At 73.5% G+C, this 17376-nt stretch carries 13 protein-coding genes and 1 pseudogene; 6 read left to right on the top strand and 8 right to left on the bottom strand.

Annotated features, from left to right (window positions below):
- Window positions 1-210 precede the first annotated feature (210 nt).
- On the bottom strand, window positions 211-1956 hold the full coding sequence (locus MOV08_RS11020; protein ID WP_275307286.1) for an AMP-binding protein: 1746 nt from the start codon (window positions 1954-1956) through the stop codon (window positions 211-213).
- A 257-nt stretch (window positions 1957-2213) separates the two neighbouring features.
- Between MOV08_RS11020 and MOV08_RS11025 the strand changes: the two are divergent.
- Window positions 2214-2873: pseudogene (locus tag MOV08_RS11025) on the top strand (DUF5701 family protein); the annotation flags it as partial.
- 77 nt (window positions 2874-2950) lie between these two features.
- Here the strand turns inward: MOV08_RS11025 and MOV08_RS11030 are convergent.
- Window positions 2951-3868: a CAP domain-containing protein gene (locus tag MOV08_RS11030; protein WP_275307287.1), complete on the bottom strand. Its 918-nt coding sequence runs from the start codon at window positions 3866-3868 to the stop codon at window positions 2951-2953.
- A 334-nt stretch (window positions 3869-4202) separates the two neighbouring features.
- On the opposite strand from MOV08_RS11030, the gene MOV08_RS11035 reads away from it, so the two are divergent.
- Window positions 4203-5771 carry a sigma-70 family RNA polymerase sigma factor gene (locus MOV08_RS11035; RefSeq protein ID WP_275307288.1) on the top strand — a complete coding sequence of 523 codons (1569 nt, stop codon included), beginning with the start codon at window positions 4203-4205 and terminating at the stop codon, window positions 5769-5771.
- Window positions 5772-5864: 93 nt separating this feature from the next.
- Here the strand turns inward: MOV08_RS11035 and MOV08_RS11040 are convergent, their stop codons facing one another.
- Window positions 5865-7406, bottom strand: a complete 1542-nt coding sequence (locus tag MOV08_RS11040) for an AMP-binding protein (RefSeq protein WP_275307290.1) — start codon at window positions 7404-7406, stop codon at window positions 5865-5867.
- Window positions 7407-7533: 127 nt separating this feature from the next.
- Window positions 7534-8547 carry a LysR family transcriptional regulator gene (locus MOV08_RS11045; RefSeq protein WP_275307292.1) on the bottom strand — a complete coding sequence of 338 codons (1014 nt, stop codon included), beginning with the start codon at window positions 8545-8547 and terminating at the stop codon, window positions 7534-7536.
- 115 nt (window positions 8548-8662) lie between these two features.
- Here MOV08_RS11045 and MOV08_RS11050 point away from each other — a divergent pair, with 115 nt between their 5' ends.
- Complete coding sequence (locus MOV08_RS11050; protein WP_275307293.1) at window positions 8663-9214, top strand: GNAT family N-acetyltransferase; 552 nt, start codon at window positions 8663-8665, stop codon at window positions 9212-9214.
- A gap of 35 nt (window positions 9215-9249) precedes the next feature.
- Here MOV08_RS11050 and MOV08_RS11055 read toward each other — a convergent pair whose 3' ends face one another.
- A complete protein-coding gene (locus tag MOV08_RS11055) occupies window positions 9250-9456 on the bottom strand; it encodes a hypothetical protein (protein WP_275307294.1) in 207 nt (68 codons plus the stop codon).
- 106 nt (window positions 9457-9562) lie between these two features.
- Between MOV08_RS11055 and MOV08_RS11060 the strand changes: the two genes are divergently transcribed.
- Both MOV08_RS11060 and MOV08_RS11065 read left to right on the top strand, forming a co-directional pair.
- Window positions 9563-10396, top strand: coding sequence for a helix-turn-helix domain-containing protein (locus MOV08_RS11060; protein WP_275307296.1), 834 nt, complete (start codon window positions 9563-9565; stop codon window positions 10394-10396).
- A complete protein-coding gene (locus MOV08_RS11065) occupies window positions 10393-10602 on the top strand; it encodes a DUF397 domain-containing protein (protein WP_039631676.1) in 210 nt (69 codons plus the stop codon). Before MOV08_RS11060 ends, MOV08_RS11065 begins: the two co-directional genes overlap by 4 nt.
- A gap of 128 nt (window positions 10603-10730) precedes the next feature.
- On the opposite strand, the gene MOV08_RS11070 is transcribed toward MOV08_RS11065, so the two are convergent.
- Window positions 10731-11756, bottom strand: coding sequence for a helix-turn-helix domain-containing protein (locus MOV08_RS11070; protein ID WP_275307298.1), 1026 nt, complete (start codon window positions 11754-11756; stop codon window positions 10731-10733).
- Between the two features lie 134 nt (window positions 11757-11890).
- Between MOV08_RS11070 and MOV08_RS11075 the strand changes: the two genes are divergently transcribed.
- The gene (locus MOV08_RS11075; protein ID WP_275307300.1) at window positions 11891-13345 is read left to right on the top strand and encodes an MFS transporter; all 1455 of its coding nucleotides are present in this window, start codon (window positions 11891-11893) and stop codon (window positions 13343-13345) included.
- Here MOV08_RS11075 and mgtA read toward each other — a convergent pair.
- Window positions 13249-16032 (bottom strand): magnesium-translocating P-type ATPase, encoded by a 2784-nt coding sequence (gene mgtA / locus MOV08_RS11080; RefSeq protein WP_275307302.1) that lies wholly within the window; start codon window positions 16030-16032, stop codon window positions 13249-13251. The two genes, MOV08_RS11075 and mgtA, sit on opposite strands and share 97 nt — an antisense overlap.
- Before the next feature lie 728 nt (window positions 16033-16760).
- Entirely contained in the window at window positions 16761-17315 is a 555-nt protein-coding gene (locus MOV08_RS11085; RefSeq protein WP_078875704.1) for a winged helix-turn-helix transcriptional regulator, read from the bottom strand.
- Between the last annotated feature and the right edge of the window lie 61 nt (window positions 17316-17376).

Below are 17376 nucleotides of genomic sequence, written 5' to 3' on the forward strand. Positions count from 1 at the left end.
TCCCCTCTTGGCGGAATCCCGCGGGATGTCCCGCCTGGTTAACGGCCTTGCTGTTCGGCCTGGTTGACGACCTTTCACCCGTCCTCCGAGACCGGGGACGGGCCAGGCCAGGACCCTATCGGCCGGGCGCGCCGGGACCGACGCCGGCCCGGCCCGGTGGCCCCGGTCCGTGCCCCCGAACTCCCCGCCCCGGCAGGACGGATCAGCCCCTCACACCGGGCCCAGGCTGCCCTCCCGGCTCGGCTCGGCGGCTTTTCCCGACGCCGCCGACGCCGCCGGTGCCGCCGGTGCCGGTTGCGCCGGTGGCGCCGCTTCCGGTGCCGCCGTGCCCCACCTCGCCGCGAGCCGCTCGCGGAGTTCGATCTTGCGGACCTTGCCGCTGACGGTCATCGGGAAGGCGTCGGTGATCTCCAGATAGCGCGGCACCTTGTAGTGCGCGAGGCGGGAGCGGCAGTAGCGGGCCAGCTCGTCGCGGGTGAGGGTGTCGGCGGGATCGCGGAGGATGACGCAGGCGGCGATCTCCTCGCCGTACTTCTCGTCCGGCACGCCGACGACCTGGACGTCGGCGATCTTGGGGTGGGAGTAGAGGAACTCCTCGATCTCCCGCGGGTAGACGTTCTCCCCGCCCCTGATGATCATGTCCTTGATGCGGCCGACGATCCGGACGTAGCCGTCGTCGTTCATCACCGCCAGATCACCGGTGTGCATCCAGCGGGCCCGGTCGATGACCTCGGCGGTGCGCTCGGGGTCCTCCCAGTAGCCGAGCATCACGCTGTAGCCGCGGGTGCACAGTTCGCCCGGGGTGCCGCGGGGCACCGTCACCCCGCTCGACGGGTCCACGACCTTGACCTCGATGTGCGGCAGCACCCGGCCGACCGTCGCGGTGCGGTGTTCGAGGTCGTCGTCCCGGCGGGTCTGGGTGGAGACCGGCGAGGTCTCGGTCATGCCGTAGCAGATCGACACCTCGGCCATGTGCATCTCGGACACCACCCGCTTCATCACCTCCTCCGGGCAGGGCGAGCCGGCCATGATGCCGGTACGGAGCGACGCGAGGTCGTAGTCGGCGAAGTCCGGGAGGTTCAGCTCCGCGATGAACATGGTGGGCACCCCGTAGAGCGAGGTGCAGCGCTCGTCCTGGACGGCCCGCAGGGTGGCGGCCGGCTCGAAGGCGGGCGCCGGGATGACGATGCAGGCGCCGTGCGAGGTGATGCCGAGGTTGCCCATCACCATGCCGAAGCAGTGGTAGAAGGGCACCGGCAGGCACACCCGGTCGTGCTCGGTGTAGCCGAGGGTCTCGGCGACCCAGTAGCCGTTGTTGAGGATGTTGTGGTGGGAGAGGGTGGCGCCCTTGGGGAAGCCGGTGGTGCCCGAGGTGTACTGGATGTTGACCGGGTCGTCGGTGGTCAGGGTCTTCTCGCACTCGGCGAGCCGGGTGTGCGGGACGGCCGCGCCGGCGGCCAACAGCCCGCCCCAGGTCCGATCGCCGATGTAGACCACGTCGCGCAGCGCCGGACAGTCGGCCCGCACCTGCTCGATCATCCGCCGGTAGTCGCTGGTCTTGTGGGCGACGGCGGAGACCAGCACGGTCACCCCGGCCTGCTGGAGGACGTACGCCAACTCGTGGACCCGGTACGCGGGGTTGACGTTGACCAGGATCGCGCCGATCCGGGCGGTGGCGTACTGCACGAGGACCCACTCGGCGCAGTTCGGCGCCCAGATGCCGACCCGGTCGCCCTTGCGGACGCCCTTGGCGAGCAGCCCGAGCGCCACCTCGTCGACCGCGCGGCCCAGTTCCGCGTAGGTCCAGCGGCGGTCGCCGGCCACCTCGACCAGCGCCTCGCGATCGCCGAAGCGGGCGATGGTGCGGGCCAGGTCGGCGCCGATGGTACGGCCGAGCAGCGGCCGATCCGCCGCCCCGCTCGCGTACGACGGCTCGGTGTGCGACTGACTGGTCAACAGGGGATCTCCTCCCAGTACGCGGCACCGCCGTCGCCCGCGCGGTGGGCTCGCGCGGCCGATGCGGCGGATCGTGCCGGAGACGGTCTTCGGCAGGTCGACACGGTCCAGCTTGCCCGCCGGAGGGGCCGAACCACCCCAGGGACATCCGGAACGCACCGTGCTCAGCATGGCGTCCAGCGTGCCCGTCGGGTCCGCGCATCGCCTACCCTTGCGCCCCACGAAGACCGGTTCGACCCACGACCTGGGGGATTGCCGTGCCCGAGACCACGCCCACCGCCACGACGGACCTCACCCTCCCCGCCCTCGCCGCGCAGGCCGAGCGCCTGATCGAACACCGGGTGCACGAGCTCGCCGGGCTGTCCGCCGGCGAGTTGCGCGCGTTCGCCGAGGCCGCCGGCGACGGCGCGGGGGACGGCGGCGCACTGCTCGCCGTCCACCCCGACCGGGCCCCGGCCGCCGCCCTCGCACCGCTGCTCCGCCACGCGGGCAAGCCCGGCTTCGTCGTCACCGACATGACGGACGTCGACCGGTTCGCCCCGCTCGACTCCGTCGCACTGCCCGACTCCCCGCTCTACCTCCTCACCGGCCTCGACCGCGGCGACCACATGGCCAACTGGAGCCCGGACGAGGCGCTGCCCGCGCTCACCGCGGAGTCCCGCACCCCGCTGCTGCTGACCGAGGGCATCCACTGGGTGGTGCAGCAGCCCGCCGCCCTGGAGCCCAACCACTGCTTCATGACCATCGGCTCCCGGCTGCGCAAGGCCGACGGGACCCTGGACGCCCGCACCCCGGCGCTGTGGATCAGCGGCGGCACCGGGCGGGACGGCCGGGAGCGCCGCAACGCCCCCAAGGCCGGCTGGTGCTGGGCGGGCAACCGGCACACCTGGCTGGGCTTCGCCTCGGCGACGGGCCGCACGCCGTCCGCGGCCGGCGCCTTCAGGCGCGGCGGTCCGCGGCGCGCGTGCCCCACCGGCGGCGCTCCCCCGGTGGGTCAGCCGCGGGTGGCGAAGTCCTGTGTCCACCAGGGTCCGTTGGAGCTGAGGTTGACCCCCACTCCGGTGGACGTGTAGGAGCAGTTGAGGATGTTGGCGCGGTGTCCGGGGCTGTTCATCCAGCCGTCCACCGCCGTGGCCGGGTCGTTGGGGCTCTTGAAGATGTTCTCGCCCCAGCTCTGCCAGCGGAATCCCGCGTTGGTCAGGCGGGTCCCCGGGTCGACGCCCTCCGGGGTGTCGTGGGCGTAGTAGTCACGGGCGGCCATGTCGTCGGAGTGCGCCTGGGCCGCGGCCTGGATGTGGGGGTCGATGGCGAGGGGGCCGCAACCGTGCTGCGCGCGCTGGGCGTTGACCAGGTCGAGGACCTTCTGGGCGTACTCCGCCGCGGTGCCGGTCGCGGCCCGCGCCACGGACGGGGTGCGGCCGGTGCCGGAGCCGGCCCGGGGCGCGTGCGACGTGGTCCCCCCGGCGGAGCGCGAAGGGCTCGGGGAGGCGGACGTCCGGGGCGTCGGGTGCTGCTCGGCGGGCCGTTCGGTGGCCGAGGGGGTGGGCGACGGCCGGTGGCGGCGGGGCGAGTGCGAGGCGCTGCTCAAGGTCTGCGGGGCGGATCCGTCCACGGCGGGGCGGGCCGCGCCGGACGCGTCGGCCGCGAGTGCCTGGTCGGCCCCGGAGCCGGGGCGTATCAGCAGCAGGCAGCTGCCGCTCACGGCGATGACGGCCGCGACCGCCAGCAGCGTCGTCCGCGCGCCGGGGCGCGGACGTGCGTCGGCACGGTGGTTCCCGCCGCCCGCCCCGGGCCGGCGGCCCGGTCGGGGCGCGGCGTGCCGCCGGGGGGCCGTGGGCGCGTCCGCCGGGTGGCCGGGGGCGGCCGGCGCGGCGTGGTGCGAGGCGGGGCGGTGCGTGTCGTCGTGGTTCATGGTTCCGTTTCCGGTCCGGTCGCGGGGCCGGTGTGGTCGGTGACGGTTGGTCCGTGACCTGCGGCCCGTGCCGGTGACCTGTGGGGGACGGGGGTGTGCGCGGTCCGCCTGAGGGGCGGTCCGTACGGGAGACCACCGGCGCGGACCCGGACAACGGAAAACTCCGCAGATTTTTTCGGAGAGTTCCCACGGGGGCTCCGGAGGGGGCCGCCGGGGCCCGCGCACGACGGTGATCCCGCGCCACGTAGGTTTTTCTGTTATCCCCAGGCGCCGGACGGGTCACCTGAGCACGGGGGCCATGAAGGTGCACACGGATGAACAGGACCGAACAGGCGTGAAGTGGGAAAACGGTACGGCGACCGTCGAGGCGGCCAGGGCGGGTGACGACGCTGCCCGGGAGCAGCTCGTCTCCGCGTATCTGCCGCTGATCTACAACGTCGTCGGCCGCGCGCTGGACGGCCATGCGGACGTCGACGACGTGGTCCAGGAGACCATGGTGCGGGTCCTGGAGTCGTTGGCGGACCTGCGGGAGCCGGCGTCCTTCCGGTCCTGGCTGGTGGCGATCGCCATGAACCAGGTGCGGCGCCGCTGGACCGTCGCCCACAGGGCCCCCGTCGTCGGCCTGGACCAGACAGTGGAACGGCCCGACCGCGCCGCCGACTTCGTGGACGTGACGATCCTGCGGCTGGGGCTGTCCGGCCAGCGTCGCGAGGTGGCCGAGGCCACCCGCTGGCTGGACGAAGGGGACCGCGCGCTGCTGTCGCTGTGGTGGCTGGAGGCCGCCGGCGAGCTCAGCCGCCCCGAACTCGCCACCGCGCTCGGCTGCGGGACCCGGCACGCCGCGGTCCGGGTGCAGCGGATGAAGGAGCAGCTGGAGACCGGGCGCGTCGTCGTCCGCGCCCTGGCGGGGAGGCCGCCGTGCCCCGAACTCGACCGGCTGACCGCCACCTGGGACGCCAACCCGGCGCCGCTGTGGCGCAAACGCATAGCCCGCCATGCGCGCCACTGCGCGATCTGCTCCGCGCACTGGAACGATCTGCTGCCCGCCGAGGGGCTGCTGGCCGGGCTCGCCATGCTGCCGCTGCCGGCGCACCTCACCCCGCACGGCGTCCTGTCCGCGCCCACCGCCTCGGCGGCCTCCGTGGCCTCGGCCGGCACCTCCGCCGGCACCTCGGCGCCGGGCGCCGCGCCGACCTCCGGGCCGGGCGCCGCGGTGCCGGGCCACCGCGCGCATCCCGCGCCGCGGCGAGCGCCCCGCCCGCGCCGGGCCGCCAAGGCGGCGGTCGTCGCGGGCACCGCGGCGCTCGCCGCGGCCGTGCTCCTCGCCCTGTGGTGGCGGTCCGGCCCGGTGCGGGACACGCACCCCGCCGCACCCACGACCGGGCCCACGGCGGAACGGACCGTGGCCGCGCCCGCCCCGGTGCCCTCCGCCACACCGACCCCGACACCCACGCCGACCCCGACGCCCACCCCCACGGCCACCCCGAGCAGCGCGCCGCCCTCCCCCACGGCCACCCCGCCCGACCTGGAGGAACAGGCCACCGCGCTGATCAACCGCAGTCGTGCGCAGGCCGGTTGCGGTCCGCTCCGCATCGACCGCAGACTGCACCTCGCGGCCCAGCGGCACTCCGCCGACATGGCGGCCCGCGGCTACTACGAGCACACGTCGCCGGAAGGCGTCGGCCCCGACGCGCGGATCACCGCCGCCGGCTACGAGTGGAGCAGCTGGGGCGAGAACCTCGACCGCGGCCCGCGGAGCGCCGCCGCCGCGGTGGGCGACTGGATGGGCGACGCCCCGCACCGCGACAACCTGCTCGACTGCCGGTTCACCGCGGTCGGCATCGGCATCGTGCACGGCTCCGGCGGCCCCTGGTGGACCCAGGACCTCGCCGCCCCGCGCTAAGGGTTGTCCCGTAGGTCGTGTCCGTCCGATGGGTCAGGGCCGGAGCCGCGCGCCCCGGCGGGGCGGGGCCCGTCAACCGTCGGCAGGTGCCGGTCAGTTGACCCCGCGCTCCAGCTCGGACCAGTACGGCTGCCGGAGCTTGAACTTCTGGATCTTGCCGGTGGCCGTGCGGGGAATGGCGTCGCGGAACTCGACGGAGGTCGGTGCCTTGTAGCCGGCCAGGTGCCGCTTGCAGTGCGCGATGATGTCGGACTCCTGCGCCGTCGCGCCCTCGGCGAGTACGACGAGCGCCTTGATCGTCTCGCCCCACTTCTCGTCGGGGACGCCGATGACGGCGACCTCGGCGACGGCCGGGTGGCCGAAGATGGTGTCCTCCACCTCGATCGAGGAGACGTTCTCGCCGCCGGTGATGATCACGTCCTTCTTGCGGTCGGAGATCGTCAGATGGCCGTCGTGCTCGTCGAGGGTGCCGCCGTCGCCGGTGTGGAACCAGCCGTCCTCCAGCGCCTCCGCCGTCTCCTCGGGCTTCTCCCAGTACCCCTGGAGCACCGTGTTCGAGCGGGCCAGGACCTCGCCGGCTTCCGAGACCTTCAGCCGGACGCCGAGCGCGGGCACCCCGGCGCGGGAGAGCCTGCGGGCCCGCTCCTCGGCCGGCAGGCCCGCGTCGGCGGGGCGGGTGCGGTTGAAGGTGAGCAGCGGCGAGGTCTCGGTGAGGCCGTAGAGCTGGGTGAACTCCCAGCCCAGCTCCTCCTCCACGCGCTGAATGGTCCTGGTCGGCGGCGGGGCGCCGGCGCAGACGATCCGCACCCGGTCGCGGCCCGGGATCTCGCCCTCCCAGGTCGCCGCGGCGTCCAGCACCATGTTCCACACGGCGGGGGCGCCGCACATGAGGGTGACGCCGTGCTCGTCCACCCGCCGCAGGATCTCCGCGCCCTCGACCTTGCGCAGGGCCACCTGCTTCACGCCCAGGCCGGCCATGACGTAGGGCATGCCCCAGCCGTTGCAGTGGAACATCGGGAGCGTGTGCAGATAGACGTCGCGCTCCCAGACGCGGGTGTGCAGGCCGAAGGTCATGCCGTTGACCCAGATGTTGCGGTGGGTCAGCTGCACGCCCTTGGGGCGGGCGGTGGTGCCCGAGGTGTAGTTGATCGTCGCGGTGGCGTCCTCGTCCGGGTGGGACCACGGGCGCGGTTCGACGCCGAACCGCATCAGGCCGGTCTCGGTCTGCTCGCCGAGGACGAAACGGTGGCGCGCCTTGACGCCGGAGAGGGCCTCGTCGAGTTCCGGATCGACGAGGAGGACCGAGGAGCCGCTCTGCTCGACCAGGTAGTCGACCTCTTCGGGCCTGAGGCGGAAGTTGACCGGGACGCAGATGCGGCCGCTCATCGGCACCGCGAACAGCAGCTCCAGCAGGCGTGCGGAGTTGTGGCTGACGACCGCCACCCGCTCGCCCTCGCCGACGCCCAGCGCGTCCAGGCCGGCCTGCCAGGCGCGGACGCGTTCGGCGAACCGGCCGTAGGTCGACTCGGGCACCGGCGGGGCGGGTTGCCGCGGCTCGTCGACCACGCCCGGGCTCGTCCGGAACCCCAACTCGGCCCGGTCCAGGAAGTCCGCGATCGTCATCGGTGTCCGCATGGTGTCTCTCCTGTGCTCGAAGTACCCGGAACAAACGCGTCCGCGTGGTGGGGTGGAGTCTGGCAGTGTCGGCCGTCCTCCTGGTCGCCGCCGCGTCGGGGCCATCGTGTAAGCGGGGGCGTTGGTCTCACCACCCCCTGTTGGGGGGAAGCCGGAGCCCGGTGCGTGCCGCGGGGCGGACGGGACGGCGGCAGACGGCCGGGGCGCCGCCCGCCCCCGCCGCCGCGCAGGCCCGCAACAGCAGATCGACGCCGGCGGGCGGGCCGACCCGGCGCACCGCGAGGGAGGTGGTCAACTCCATGCCCGGGTTGCGGAACGGCAGGTACGCGACGCCGGGTACGGGCAGCCGGCGGGCGTGGGCGGCGTGGACGGCGGTCCACATCCCCGCGGCGGCGGTGCAGGCGCCGATCGCGGCGAGGGCGGCGTCCAGCGAGCCGTATCGGGGGCCCGGTGCGGGGGCGAACCCGACGGCGTGGCAGGCGTTCACGACCAGGTCGACCAGCGGTGGATTGTGGCAGCGGTCGGTCAGCGCCAGCGGGACGCCGGCGAGTTCGGCGAGGCCGAGGGCGCCCGGTGAGGCGGCCAGCGGGTGTGGGGCCGGGACGGCCGCGACCAGGGGATCCTGCCAGAGCGGCACGAGGCGCAGCCCGCCCAGGGCGGGGCCGGGGGCCGGGCCGCGTACGAACGCGGCGTCCAGGGCGCCGGAGACGACCAGGTCCGGCCGCTCCGGGGCCGCGACGAGGACCGGCTCGACGGTGAATCGCGGCGCGATGCGGGCGAGCGCGGGCAGCACGCGCTCCAGATGCGCGGCCAGGCCCCTGCTGACGCCCAGCCGCAGCGTGCCGGCCGGGGCGGCGGCCACCGCCCGGGGCACCACGGCGGCGGGGCGCGGCGCGACCACGGCACGGGCGCGCTCCTCGGCGGCGAGCAGCGCCCGGGCCTCCGGGAGGAACCGCTCACCGGCGGCGGTCAGCCGCGGCTGCGGCGTCCCGGGGTCGAACAGCTCGGTCCGCAGCTCGTGTTCCAGCCGACGGATCCGCTGCTCCACCGCCGACCGCACCAGGCCCAGGCGCAGGGTGGCCCGCCCGAGCTGCCCTTCCTCCGCGACCACGACGAAACAGCGCACCTGTTGCAGTTCCATGCCCGCCCCTCCCCGACCCGTTGGGCCGTGCCCCCGTAGGCCACCGGCTCCCACGGCGGTCGCCCGCCGCGCAATTGCGTTGCCGCGCCGGCGACGGCGCGGACATCATCCCCCCATGATCGATGCCACCGCCCTCGCCGAGAAGCCGGTCCTCGAAGGCGACCGGATCCGGCTGGTACCGCTCGCGGAGCGGCACGCGGACGCCTTCCACGCCACCTTCCAGGACCCCGAGACCAGACGGCTGACCGGCGCCCATCACCACTGGACGCGGTCCGAGATCGGCGCCTGGATCGCCGAGTGCGCCGACCGCGCCGACCGGCTGGATCTGGCCATCGAGGACCGGGCGAGCGGTGCCTACCTGGGCGACCTGGCGCTGAGCCGGATCGACCGGGACAACGCCCACGGCTCCCTCCGGATCGCCCTGGCCCCCGCCGCCACCGGCCGCGGCCTGGGCTCCGAGGCGATCCGGCTGCTGCTCGACCACGCCTTCGACCGGGTGCGCCTGCACCGCGTCCAGCTGGAGGTCTACTCCTACAACGAGCGGGCCCGGCGCGCCTACGAGCGGTGCGGCTTCGCCCTGGAGGGCCGGCTGCGCGAGGCCCTGTACTGGGACGGTGCCTGGCACGACGTGCTGGTGATGGCGGCGCTGCGGCCGGCGGCTCGCTAGCCGGTTGTCACAGTGGGGGGCGTCCGGCCGCGGCCTCACCCCGCCCCGTGCGGATGGTTCCGGATCTCGATGTTGAGGTCGGACACCTTCGACATGTCCCTGCGCTTCCGCGCCTGCTCGCGCTGTTCGCTCAGCGCGGCACACACGTCACAGCCGGGGGCCGGACCGGGGTCCGGCATCGGTACGCCCAGGTGTACGGGCGGGGGTCCCTGCAACTCCGCGGGCACGTCCTTGCCGAACACGGACACTCCTCTCCGTAGTTGTTCGACTACTGGTGAGGTTCAGAGTGGCCCACCGCTGGGAAGCGTTCAACGTGGCAGCACAGAACGGAAGGTTGGCGAACGAACCGTGAACAAGAACGAGTTGAACCCGGACGCTTCTCCCCAGGCGGCCTTCGGCGCGCGGTTACGCAGCCTGCGGGAAGCATGTGGCTGGACCCAAGAGGCCCTTGCCGACCGCACGGGATACTCCAGCGTGCATGTCTCAGCCGTCGAAAATGCCCGGAAGCCTCCGACCCTCCGGTTCTCGCGCGACCTGGACCGCGCCTTCGGCATCGAGGGCGCGGACACCTTCGAGCGTCAGTACCGCGAGATCAAACACGGCAGCCTGCTGGAGGGGTTTCCCGAGTACGTGAACTTCGAGGGCCGGGCGGTGGAGATCCGGCTGTACGAAGTGGGCGTCATCCCGGGCCTGCTCCAGACACCGGAGTACGCGGCAACGCTGGAAGCCGACGCGGTGCGGCGGGCGGCCATCACCCCCGAACAAGCCGAAGAACGGGTGGAGTTGGTGTCGCGGAGGCAAGCCACCATTGCCCGCGCCCCGGCACCGCTGATTCATGTGGTACTTGACGAGAGCTGCGTTCGCCGGCCGATGGGTGCCCCCACGATCATGGACGCCCAGTTCGATCGACTGCTGAAGTTCGCCGAGATGCCGAACACCCTGCTGCAAATCGCCCCGTTCAAGATGGGAGCGCGACGACCGTTCAGCCTGCCCGTGACCGTGCTGACCATGGCGGACCGCGCGATCATGTCCTACGCCGAGTCGGCGCAGCGGGGACATCTCGAACGGGACGGTGGATCAGTCGTGCCCATACTGACGGCCTACCATCAATTGCAGGCCGAAGCGCTCTCTCAAGCGGCATCCGTGGCCATGATCGAACAGCTTCGAAAGGGGTCCCCGTGACGACCGAATCCCTCCGCTGGTTCAAGAGTTCCTACAGCGGCAACGGCGGCCAGTGCATCGAGTGGGCGCGGGATCACGCGGCGGCCACCGGCGAGTTCCTGGTCCGCGACTCCAAGAACCCGCACGGCCCGGCGCTCGCCTTCGAGACGGCCGCCTGGTCGTCGTTCGTCTCCGCCGTCCGGGGTGACGAGTTCCCCGTCGTGTGACCTCGACGCGACACGGGCATGGGCGCGGCCCCCGGACTGCGCTGCGCCCGTGCCGGGACGTCGGGCAGGCGCGATCTCCCACGGGACCGGCGGGGTCGGAAACTCCCGTCCCGCAGGTCCCGTAGGTCCTACTCCGTCTCCGCCCCGTCGCCCGCGAGCAGCTCGCCGCGCTCGGTGCGCCGGTAGACCACCCGGCGGCCGACCCGCGTCCCGACGATCAGCCCGGCGTCCCGCAGCACGGCCAGATGGCCGCCGACGGTGCCCAGGGACTGCTGGAGCCGGGCGGCGAGTTCGGTGCTGGTGGCGGGCTGCCGCAGGCTGTGCAGGAGGGTGGCGCGGCCGGTGCCCAGGAGGCGTTCCAGGGCGCGGCCGGGGCCGGTGGTGGCGTCCGCCGGGGCGGTGTGCGCGGTGGCGGCGCCGCGCGCCGGATAGACCTGGGCGTAGTGGCCGGGCGGGCCCTCGCACAGCCAGGTGCCGGTGGCCAGGCTCACCGGCACGAAGAGCATCCCGCTGTCGCCGATGACGCGGTCGGGCCCGGGGCGGTGCCCGAAGCGGATGGCGTCCGGCCCCTCCCAGGTGCTGTGCCGGCTCATCTGGTCCAGCGCGCCGGGCCAGCCGCGGGTGGCGAGCAGGCCGGCCCGGTGGGCGATGTCGCGCTCCAGGAGGGCGCGGCGGCGGGGCCACTCCGGGGCGATGTGCGCCGCCCACAGGGCGTGCAGCGCAGCGGCGGTGCGCGCGCCCCAGCCGTGTCCGGTGAGGAAGGACAGGTCGCGGGGGCGGCGGGGGTCGGCGGCGTAGCGGGGATGCGGGTGGGCCAGCGACGTCTCCAGTTCGGCACGGAAGACGGCGTCCGGGACGGCGCGTACGGCGGCGAGTTCGTCGACGAGGGTGGTGCGCAGGCCGTCCGGCGGCGGGATTGCCACGCAGCGGGGCAGCCAGGTCGTCGTGGCGACCAGCCCCACCAGGCCGGCCGCGAACGGGTCGGCGGCCAGAGCGCCGGTGAAGGCCGGGAGTTGGCGGGCGTGCCAGGCCGCGAGCCAGGGGGCGGTCCGGGGCCGGGCCAGCGCGATCACCGTGCCGAGGGTCTCGGCGAGCGGCGACAGCGCGAAGCGGGACCGGGAGAGGGCCAGGGGGCTCAGCCGCAGCACGGCCATCCGCCACCGCCTCCCTCCGGGCCGTTCGCCCGCGGTCGTCACCGGGCCGGGCCGGGCGTCGCCGGCCGGTGCCCGGACCTTTCGTCTCCGGCCGAAAGCATAGGTTTCCGCGCCGGTCCGCGCAGACTCCGGCCATGGACTCCGCCTCCCGCCCCTCCCCCGACACCGGCAACCCCGACGCCCCCGCCTCGCCGCTCTCCCCCACAGCCGCCTCCCCCCTCTCCCACCGTGCGTTTCGCTGGTTCCTGACGAGTCAGGCGGTGTCGCTGCTGGGGAGTGCCATGGCGCCGGTGGCGCTGGCGTTCGCGGTGCTGGACGGCTCGGGCGGTCGGCCCGGCGACCTCGGCGTCGTGCTGGCCGCCCGGATGCTGCCGCTGCTGGCGTTCCTGCTGGTGGGCGGCGCGACCGCGGACCGGTTCCGGCGCCGGACGGTGCTGATGGCCGCGAACCTGGGCGCGGCCGGCACCCAGGGCGCGGTGGCCGCGCTGCTGCTGACCGGGCACTACGCGCTGCTCCCGGTCGCCGCACTGGAGGTGCTCGGCGGGGTGTGCGCGGCGTTCACCACCCCCGCGCTGCGCGGCCTGGTCCCCGAGTTGGTCGGCACCGCGTCGCTGCGGCCCGCCAACGCCCTGCTGAGCACGGTGCGGAACGCCACCAAGGTGCTGGGGCCGAGCCTGTCGGGGCTGCTGGTGGTGGCGGTCGGCAGCGGGCCGGCGATCGCCTGCGACGCGGTGAGCTACGCGGTCGCCGCCGGCTGCCTGACGCGGCTGCCGGGGCACGGCGCCGCGCCCGCGCGGCGGCCGGATTCGGTGTGGGCCGGGGTCCGCGGTGGCTGGCGGGAGTTCCGGCGGATCCGGTGGGCCGGGCCGGCGACGCTGTCGTTCTTCGTGATCAATCTGGTGCAGACCGGGGCCTGGCAGATCCTGGGCCCGGCGCTGACCGAGCGGACCGCCGGCCGGGCCGCCTGGGGGCTCGTGCTCAGCGCCCGGGGCATCGGGCTGCTGGTGAGCGGGGCGGTGCTGTACCGGCTGGCGGTCGGCCGGCTGCTGGCGCTGGGGCAGGCGGCGAGTGCGCTGGGGGCGGTGCCGATGCTGGTGCTCGGGGCGCGGCTGGGCGCGCCCTGGCTGATCGCGGCCGGTTTCGCGGCGGGCCTCGGGGTCTGCGTGACCGGCATCGCCTGGGACACCTCGCTCCAGGAGCACGTGCCGGCCCATGCGCTGTCCCGGGTCGCGGCCTGCGCCGATCTGCTGGCGTACGCGGCGATCCCGCTGGGACAGCTGTGCGTGGGCCCGCTGGCCCGCGCGTACGGCGGCTTCCGGGTGGTCGCGGTCGCCGGGGCGGTGTCCGCGCTGGCGGCGGTGGCGCCGCTGGCGTCGGGGGCGGTGCGCGGGCTCCGGCACGCCCCGCCGGCCGGGGACGCGGTGGCCCGCGCCCGCGGCCCCCGGCGCGTAGGTCCGGGGGCCGCGGGCGCGGGGCGCCACCGCGGGTCGGCTCACAGCCACTCGCCGAACCGGCGGATGTACCAGCGCTTCACGCCCTGGGTGAGCAGGCAGTACGTCGCCAGCGTCGCCACCAGCCACGGGAAGTAGGCCAGCGGCAGCGCCTGCAGGCCCAGCGCCCCGGCCAGCGGCGAGAACGGCAGCCACAGGCCGACGCCCATCACCAGCGCGGTCATCAGCAGCACCGGCCAGGTGGCCCGGGACTGGACGAACGGGATCCGCCGGGTCCGCAGCATGTGGACGACCAGGGTCTGGGTCAGCAGGCCCTCGACGAACCAGCCGGATTGGAACAGCGCCTGGTGCACCTCGCTGTCGGCGCCGAAGACGTACCACATCAGCGCGAAGGTGGTGATGTCGAAGACGGAGCTGGTCGGGCCGAGGACGAGCATGAAGCGGCGGATGCCCCGGGCGTCCCACGTGCGCGGGGTGCGCAGGTAGTCGGCGTCCATCCGGTCCCAGGGCGTGGCCAGTTGGGAGATGTCGTACAGGAGGTTCTGCACCAGCAGCTGGAGCGCCAGCATCGGCTGGAACGGGATGAACGCCGAGGCGACCAGCACCGAGAAGACGTTCCCGAAGTTCGACGAGGCGGTCAGCTTCAGGTACTTGATGGTGTTGCCGAAGGTCAGCCGGCCGCGCAGCACGCCCTGGCCGAGGACGGTGAGGTCCTTCTCCAGCAGGATGATGTCGGCGGACTCCTTGGCGATGTCGACGGCGGTGTCGACGGAGATGCCGACGTCGGCGTCGCGCAGCGCCGCGGCGTCGTTGATGCCGTCGCCCAGGAACCCGACGGTGTGCCCGTCGGCCTGGAGGGCGCGCACGATGCGGGCCTTCTGCACCGGGTTGACCTTGGCGAACAGGGTCGCCGTACGGGCCCGGTCGAGCAGCTCCAGGTCGTCGAGCGCGTCGATCTCGGCGCCGGTGACGGGGGTGCCGGGGTCGATGCCGACCTGCTCGCAGACCCGGGCGGCGACCAGTTCGCCGTCGCCGGTGACGACCTTGACCGCGACGCCGTTGTCGGCGAGCGCGCGCAGCGCCTCGGCCGCGTCCCGCTTCGGCGGGTCCAGGAAGGCGAGAAAGCCGATCAGGGTCAGCTCGGCCTCGTCGGCGACGCCGTAGGAGGTGCGGACGGCCTCCGTGCCGTCGGGGTCGGCGGGCAGGGTGCGGACGGCCACCGCCAGCACCCGCATGCCCTGCCGGCTGTGGTCCTCGGCGGTGCGCAGCACGCTGTCCCGCAGCGCGCCGGTGAGTTCGACGCTGTCGCCGGCGTGGGCGACCCGGTCGCACCGGTCAAGGACCTCCTCCACCGCCCCCTTGGTGATCAGGAGGTGTTCGGCGGCGGGGCCGTCGAGGTCGTTGCGGCGCAGCACGACCGACATCCGGCGGCGCGCGAAGTCGAAGGGGATCTCGTCGACCAGCGTGAAGCGGGCGTCGACGACAACCTCCTCGGCCTCGTGCATCCGGTCGATGACGGCCTGGTCCATCAGGTTGCGCAGCCCGGTCTGGAAGTGGCTGTTGAGGTAGGCGTGTTCGAGGACCTCGGTGTCCGGCCGGCCGTGCACGTCGAGGTAGCGGTCGAGGACGATCCGGTCCTCGGTGAGGGTGCCGGTCTTGTCGGTGCACAGCACGTCCATGGCGCCGAGGTTCTGGATGGCGTTGAGGTGCTTGACGACGACCTTGCGGCGGGACAGCGCGACCGCGCCGCGCGCCAGGTTGGTGGTGACGACCATCGGCAGCATCTCGGGGGTGAGGCCGACCGCGACGGCCACCGCGAAGGTGAATGCCTCCGCCCAGTCGCCCTTGGTGAGCCCGTTGAGCAGGAACACCACCGGGACCATCACCATCATGAAGCGGATCAGCAGGAAGCTGACCTTCTTCACGCCGGTGTCGAAGCTGGTCTCCGGGCGCTCGCCGACCAGCGCGCCGGCCATCGAGCCGAGGTAGGTGTCCGCGCCGGTGGCGACGACGACGCCGGTGGCGCTGCCGGAGGTGACGGAGGTGCCGGTCAGGACGAGGTTGCCGGCCTCGACCGGGTCGCGGGTGGTGTCCTCGCCGCGGTCGGTGGCGAGCCGGGTGTCGGCCTTGGCGACCGGCAGCGACTCGCCGGACAGCGCCGCCTGACTGACCATCAGGTCCTTGGCGGCGAGCAGCCGCAGATCGGCCGGGACGAGGTCGCCGGCGGCCAGCTTGACGACGTCGCCGGTGACCACGTCGGCCATGGGGATCTCGACGGTGGCCGGGAGCCGGCCGCGGCCGGCCCGGCGCTGCACCGCGGTGGTCGTGGTGACCAGGGCACGCAGCGCGTCGGCCGCGGCCCCGGAGCGGTACTCCTGCCAGAACCGCAGTCCGACGCTGATCAGCACCATCGCGCCGAGGATGACGATCTTCAGGTCGAACGGCTCGGTGTCGGCGACCTGGAGCCACTGCCCGTACATCACGGCGACCAGCACGGCGAGCACCAGGATGAAGGGGTTCCGACACGCCTTGGCGAGCTGCACGTACCAGCGCGCCGGGCGGTCCTGGGCGATGGCGTTGGCGCCGTCCCGCTCCCGGCGCAGCTCCGCCTCGCGGTGGGTGAGGCCGGCCGGGGTGCTGCCGAGGTCGTGCAGGACCGTCTCGGCGGGGAGGGCGCTGAACTCGGCGAGCCGGCCGGCGATCCGCCGGGTGCGGGCCGCCAGCTCGGCGGCCCGGCGCTCCCGGCGGGGGCGGCGGCCCGGCGGCGCGAGCGTCTCGGGGGTGGGCGGGGTGGGGGTGGTGGTCGGGGTGGTCTTCGTGATCACGACGAAACCTCCTGACGCACCCGCGGGCGGACCGGCCCCGACCTCCGCCGGAAATCCCGTAAGCCCTCGGAAGCCCCCCCCCGCAAACGGTCCGGAAGACCCCCCGGAAGAAGGCCGGGAGAAGGTCGATGGACGACCGAGAGAAAACCGAGAGAAAACCGAGAGAAGACCGGGAGGAGACAGGGAGAAGACGGGGAAAAGGCCGGATGGGGTCCTGAAGGAATCAGTCGGAGAACGGTCGGAAAACACAGGAGAATCCCCCAGAGGAGGTGATCCCTGCGTCCGATATTCGCCGGACGGAATCCCTAGCGGAATGTTTTCGGGCAGGCCGAAGAAACCGGTGCGCGCGGGCGCTGAGAATTACGGGAAATTACCGGGAAAGGCATTCATCGGTGAACCGGACCGTGCGGAGGAAGGAACCGCCCGACACCCTGGGACCGAAGGCTCCGCACCCTTGCGGGCATGCGGATGTGCCGGGTCCGGCGGGCAGCGGAAAGCGCCCGGGATTCACCGGTGGGAGCACACAGCAGTGCGGGGAAAAGCCGCGATCACGCGGAGAACGGCGCGATCAGCAGCGGGCAGCGCTGCGGCAAGGACTTCCTTCGGGACTCATCCCGATCACCTCCTTGCTCGCGCGGACATCGCGGGGACACCCCTTGGAAGGGACCCTCGGTGCCCCATACTGCCATACGTTCACCGGTTGCCCGTCATTCTTTCGGTCCATTCCCTCAGTGCGGGGTGTGAGGTGCGTCGCCTCGCTCCCGGGCGACCCGCTCGTCATAGGCGGCCCGGGCCACCGCGATTTCGCTTTGGTGTTCCTCGGTCCAGGTGACCAGCGCCTGAATGGTGTCGTGCAGGGTCGCGCCCAGCGGCGTGAGTGCGTAATCCACCCGCGGCGGCACGACCGGATGGACGGTCCGGCTGACCAGGCCGTCCCGCTCCAGCTGGCGGAGGGTGACGGTCAGCATCCGTTGGCTGATGCCGTCGATTTCCCGGCGGAGTTCGGTGAAGCGCAGCACCCGCCGGTCGAGCAGGGCGATGACCAGCAGCGACCACTTGTCGGCGACCCGGTCGAGGATCTGCCGGACCTCGCAGCCCTCCCGGACGTCCCACTGGCGGGCGTCGTAGTCGCAGTCGGCGTCCGCCGCGCCGCCGTCGGCACAGTCGGCGGGAACAGCAGGAACAACAGGAACAGCAGGAACGGCGGCGGTGGCAGCGGCGGCCGGTTGTCCGCCCATGGTTCCTGTCAGGTGACCGGGTGACTTCATAGTGCCTTCTTCCATGATCCCCAACGGTGCCGCACGATGCGGTCAGTAACAAGAGGTAACCGTGAAGGTCACGTGA

The organism is Streptomyces yunnanensis (assembly GCF_029011865.1).
Taxonomy (GTDB): Bacteria; Actinomycetota; Actinomycetes; order Streptomycetales; family Streptomycetaceae; genus Streptomyces; species Streptomyces yunnanensis.

Coding starts and splice junctions, on each gene's coding strand:
- MOV08_RS11030 (WP_275307287.1), bottom strand. CDS start 3,868: ATGAACCACGACGACACGCACCGCCCCGCCTCGCACCACGCCGCGCCG.
- MOV08_RS11040 (WP_275307290.1), bottom strand. CDS start 7,406: ATGCGGACACCGATGACGATCGCGGACTTCCTGGACCGGGCCGAGTTG.
- MOV08_RS11045 (WP_275307292.1), bottom strand. CDS start 8,547: ATGGAACTGCAACAGGTGCGCTGTTTCGTCGTGGTCGCGGAGGAAGGG.
- MOV08_RS11050 (WP_275307293.1), top strand. CDS start 8,663: ATGATCGATGCCACCGCCCTCGCCGAGAAGCCGGTCCTCGAAGGCGAC.
- MOV08_RS11070 (WP_275307298.1), bottom strand. CDS start 11,756: ATGGCCGTGCTGCGGCTGAGCCCCCTGGCCCTCTCCCGGTCCCGCTTC.
- MOV08_RS11075 (WP_275307300.1), top strand. CDS start 11,891: ATGGACTCCGCCTCCCGCCCCTCCCCCGACACCGGCAACCCCGACGCC.
- MOV08_RS11085 (WP_078875704.1), bottom strand. CDS start 17,315: ATGGAAGAAGGCACTATGAAGTCACCCGGTCACCTGACAGGAACCATG.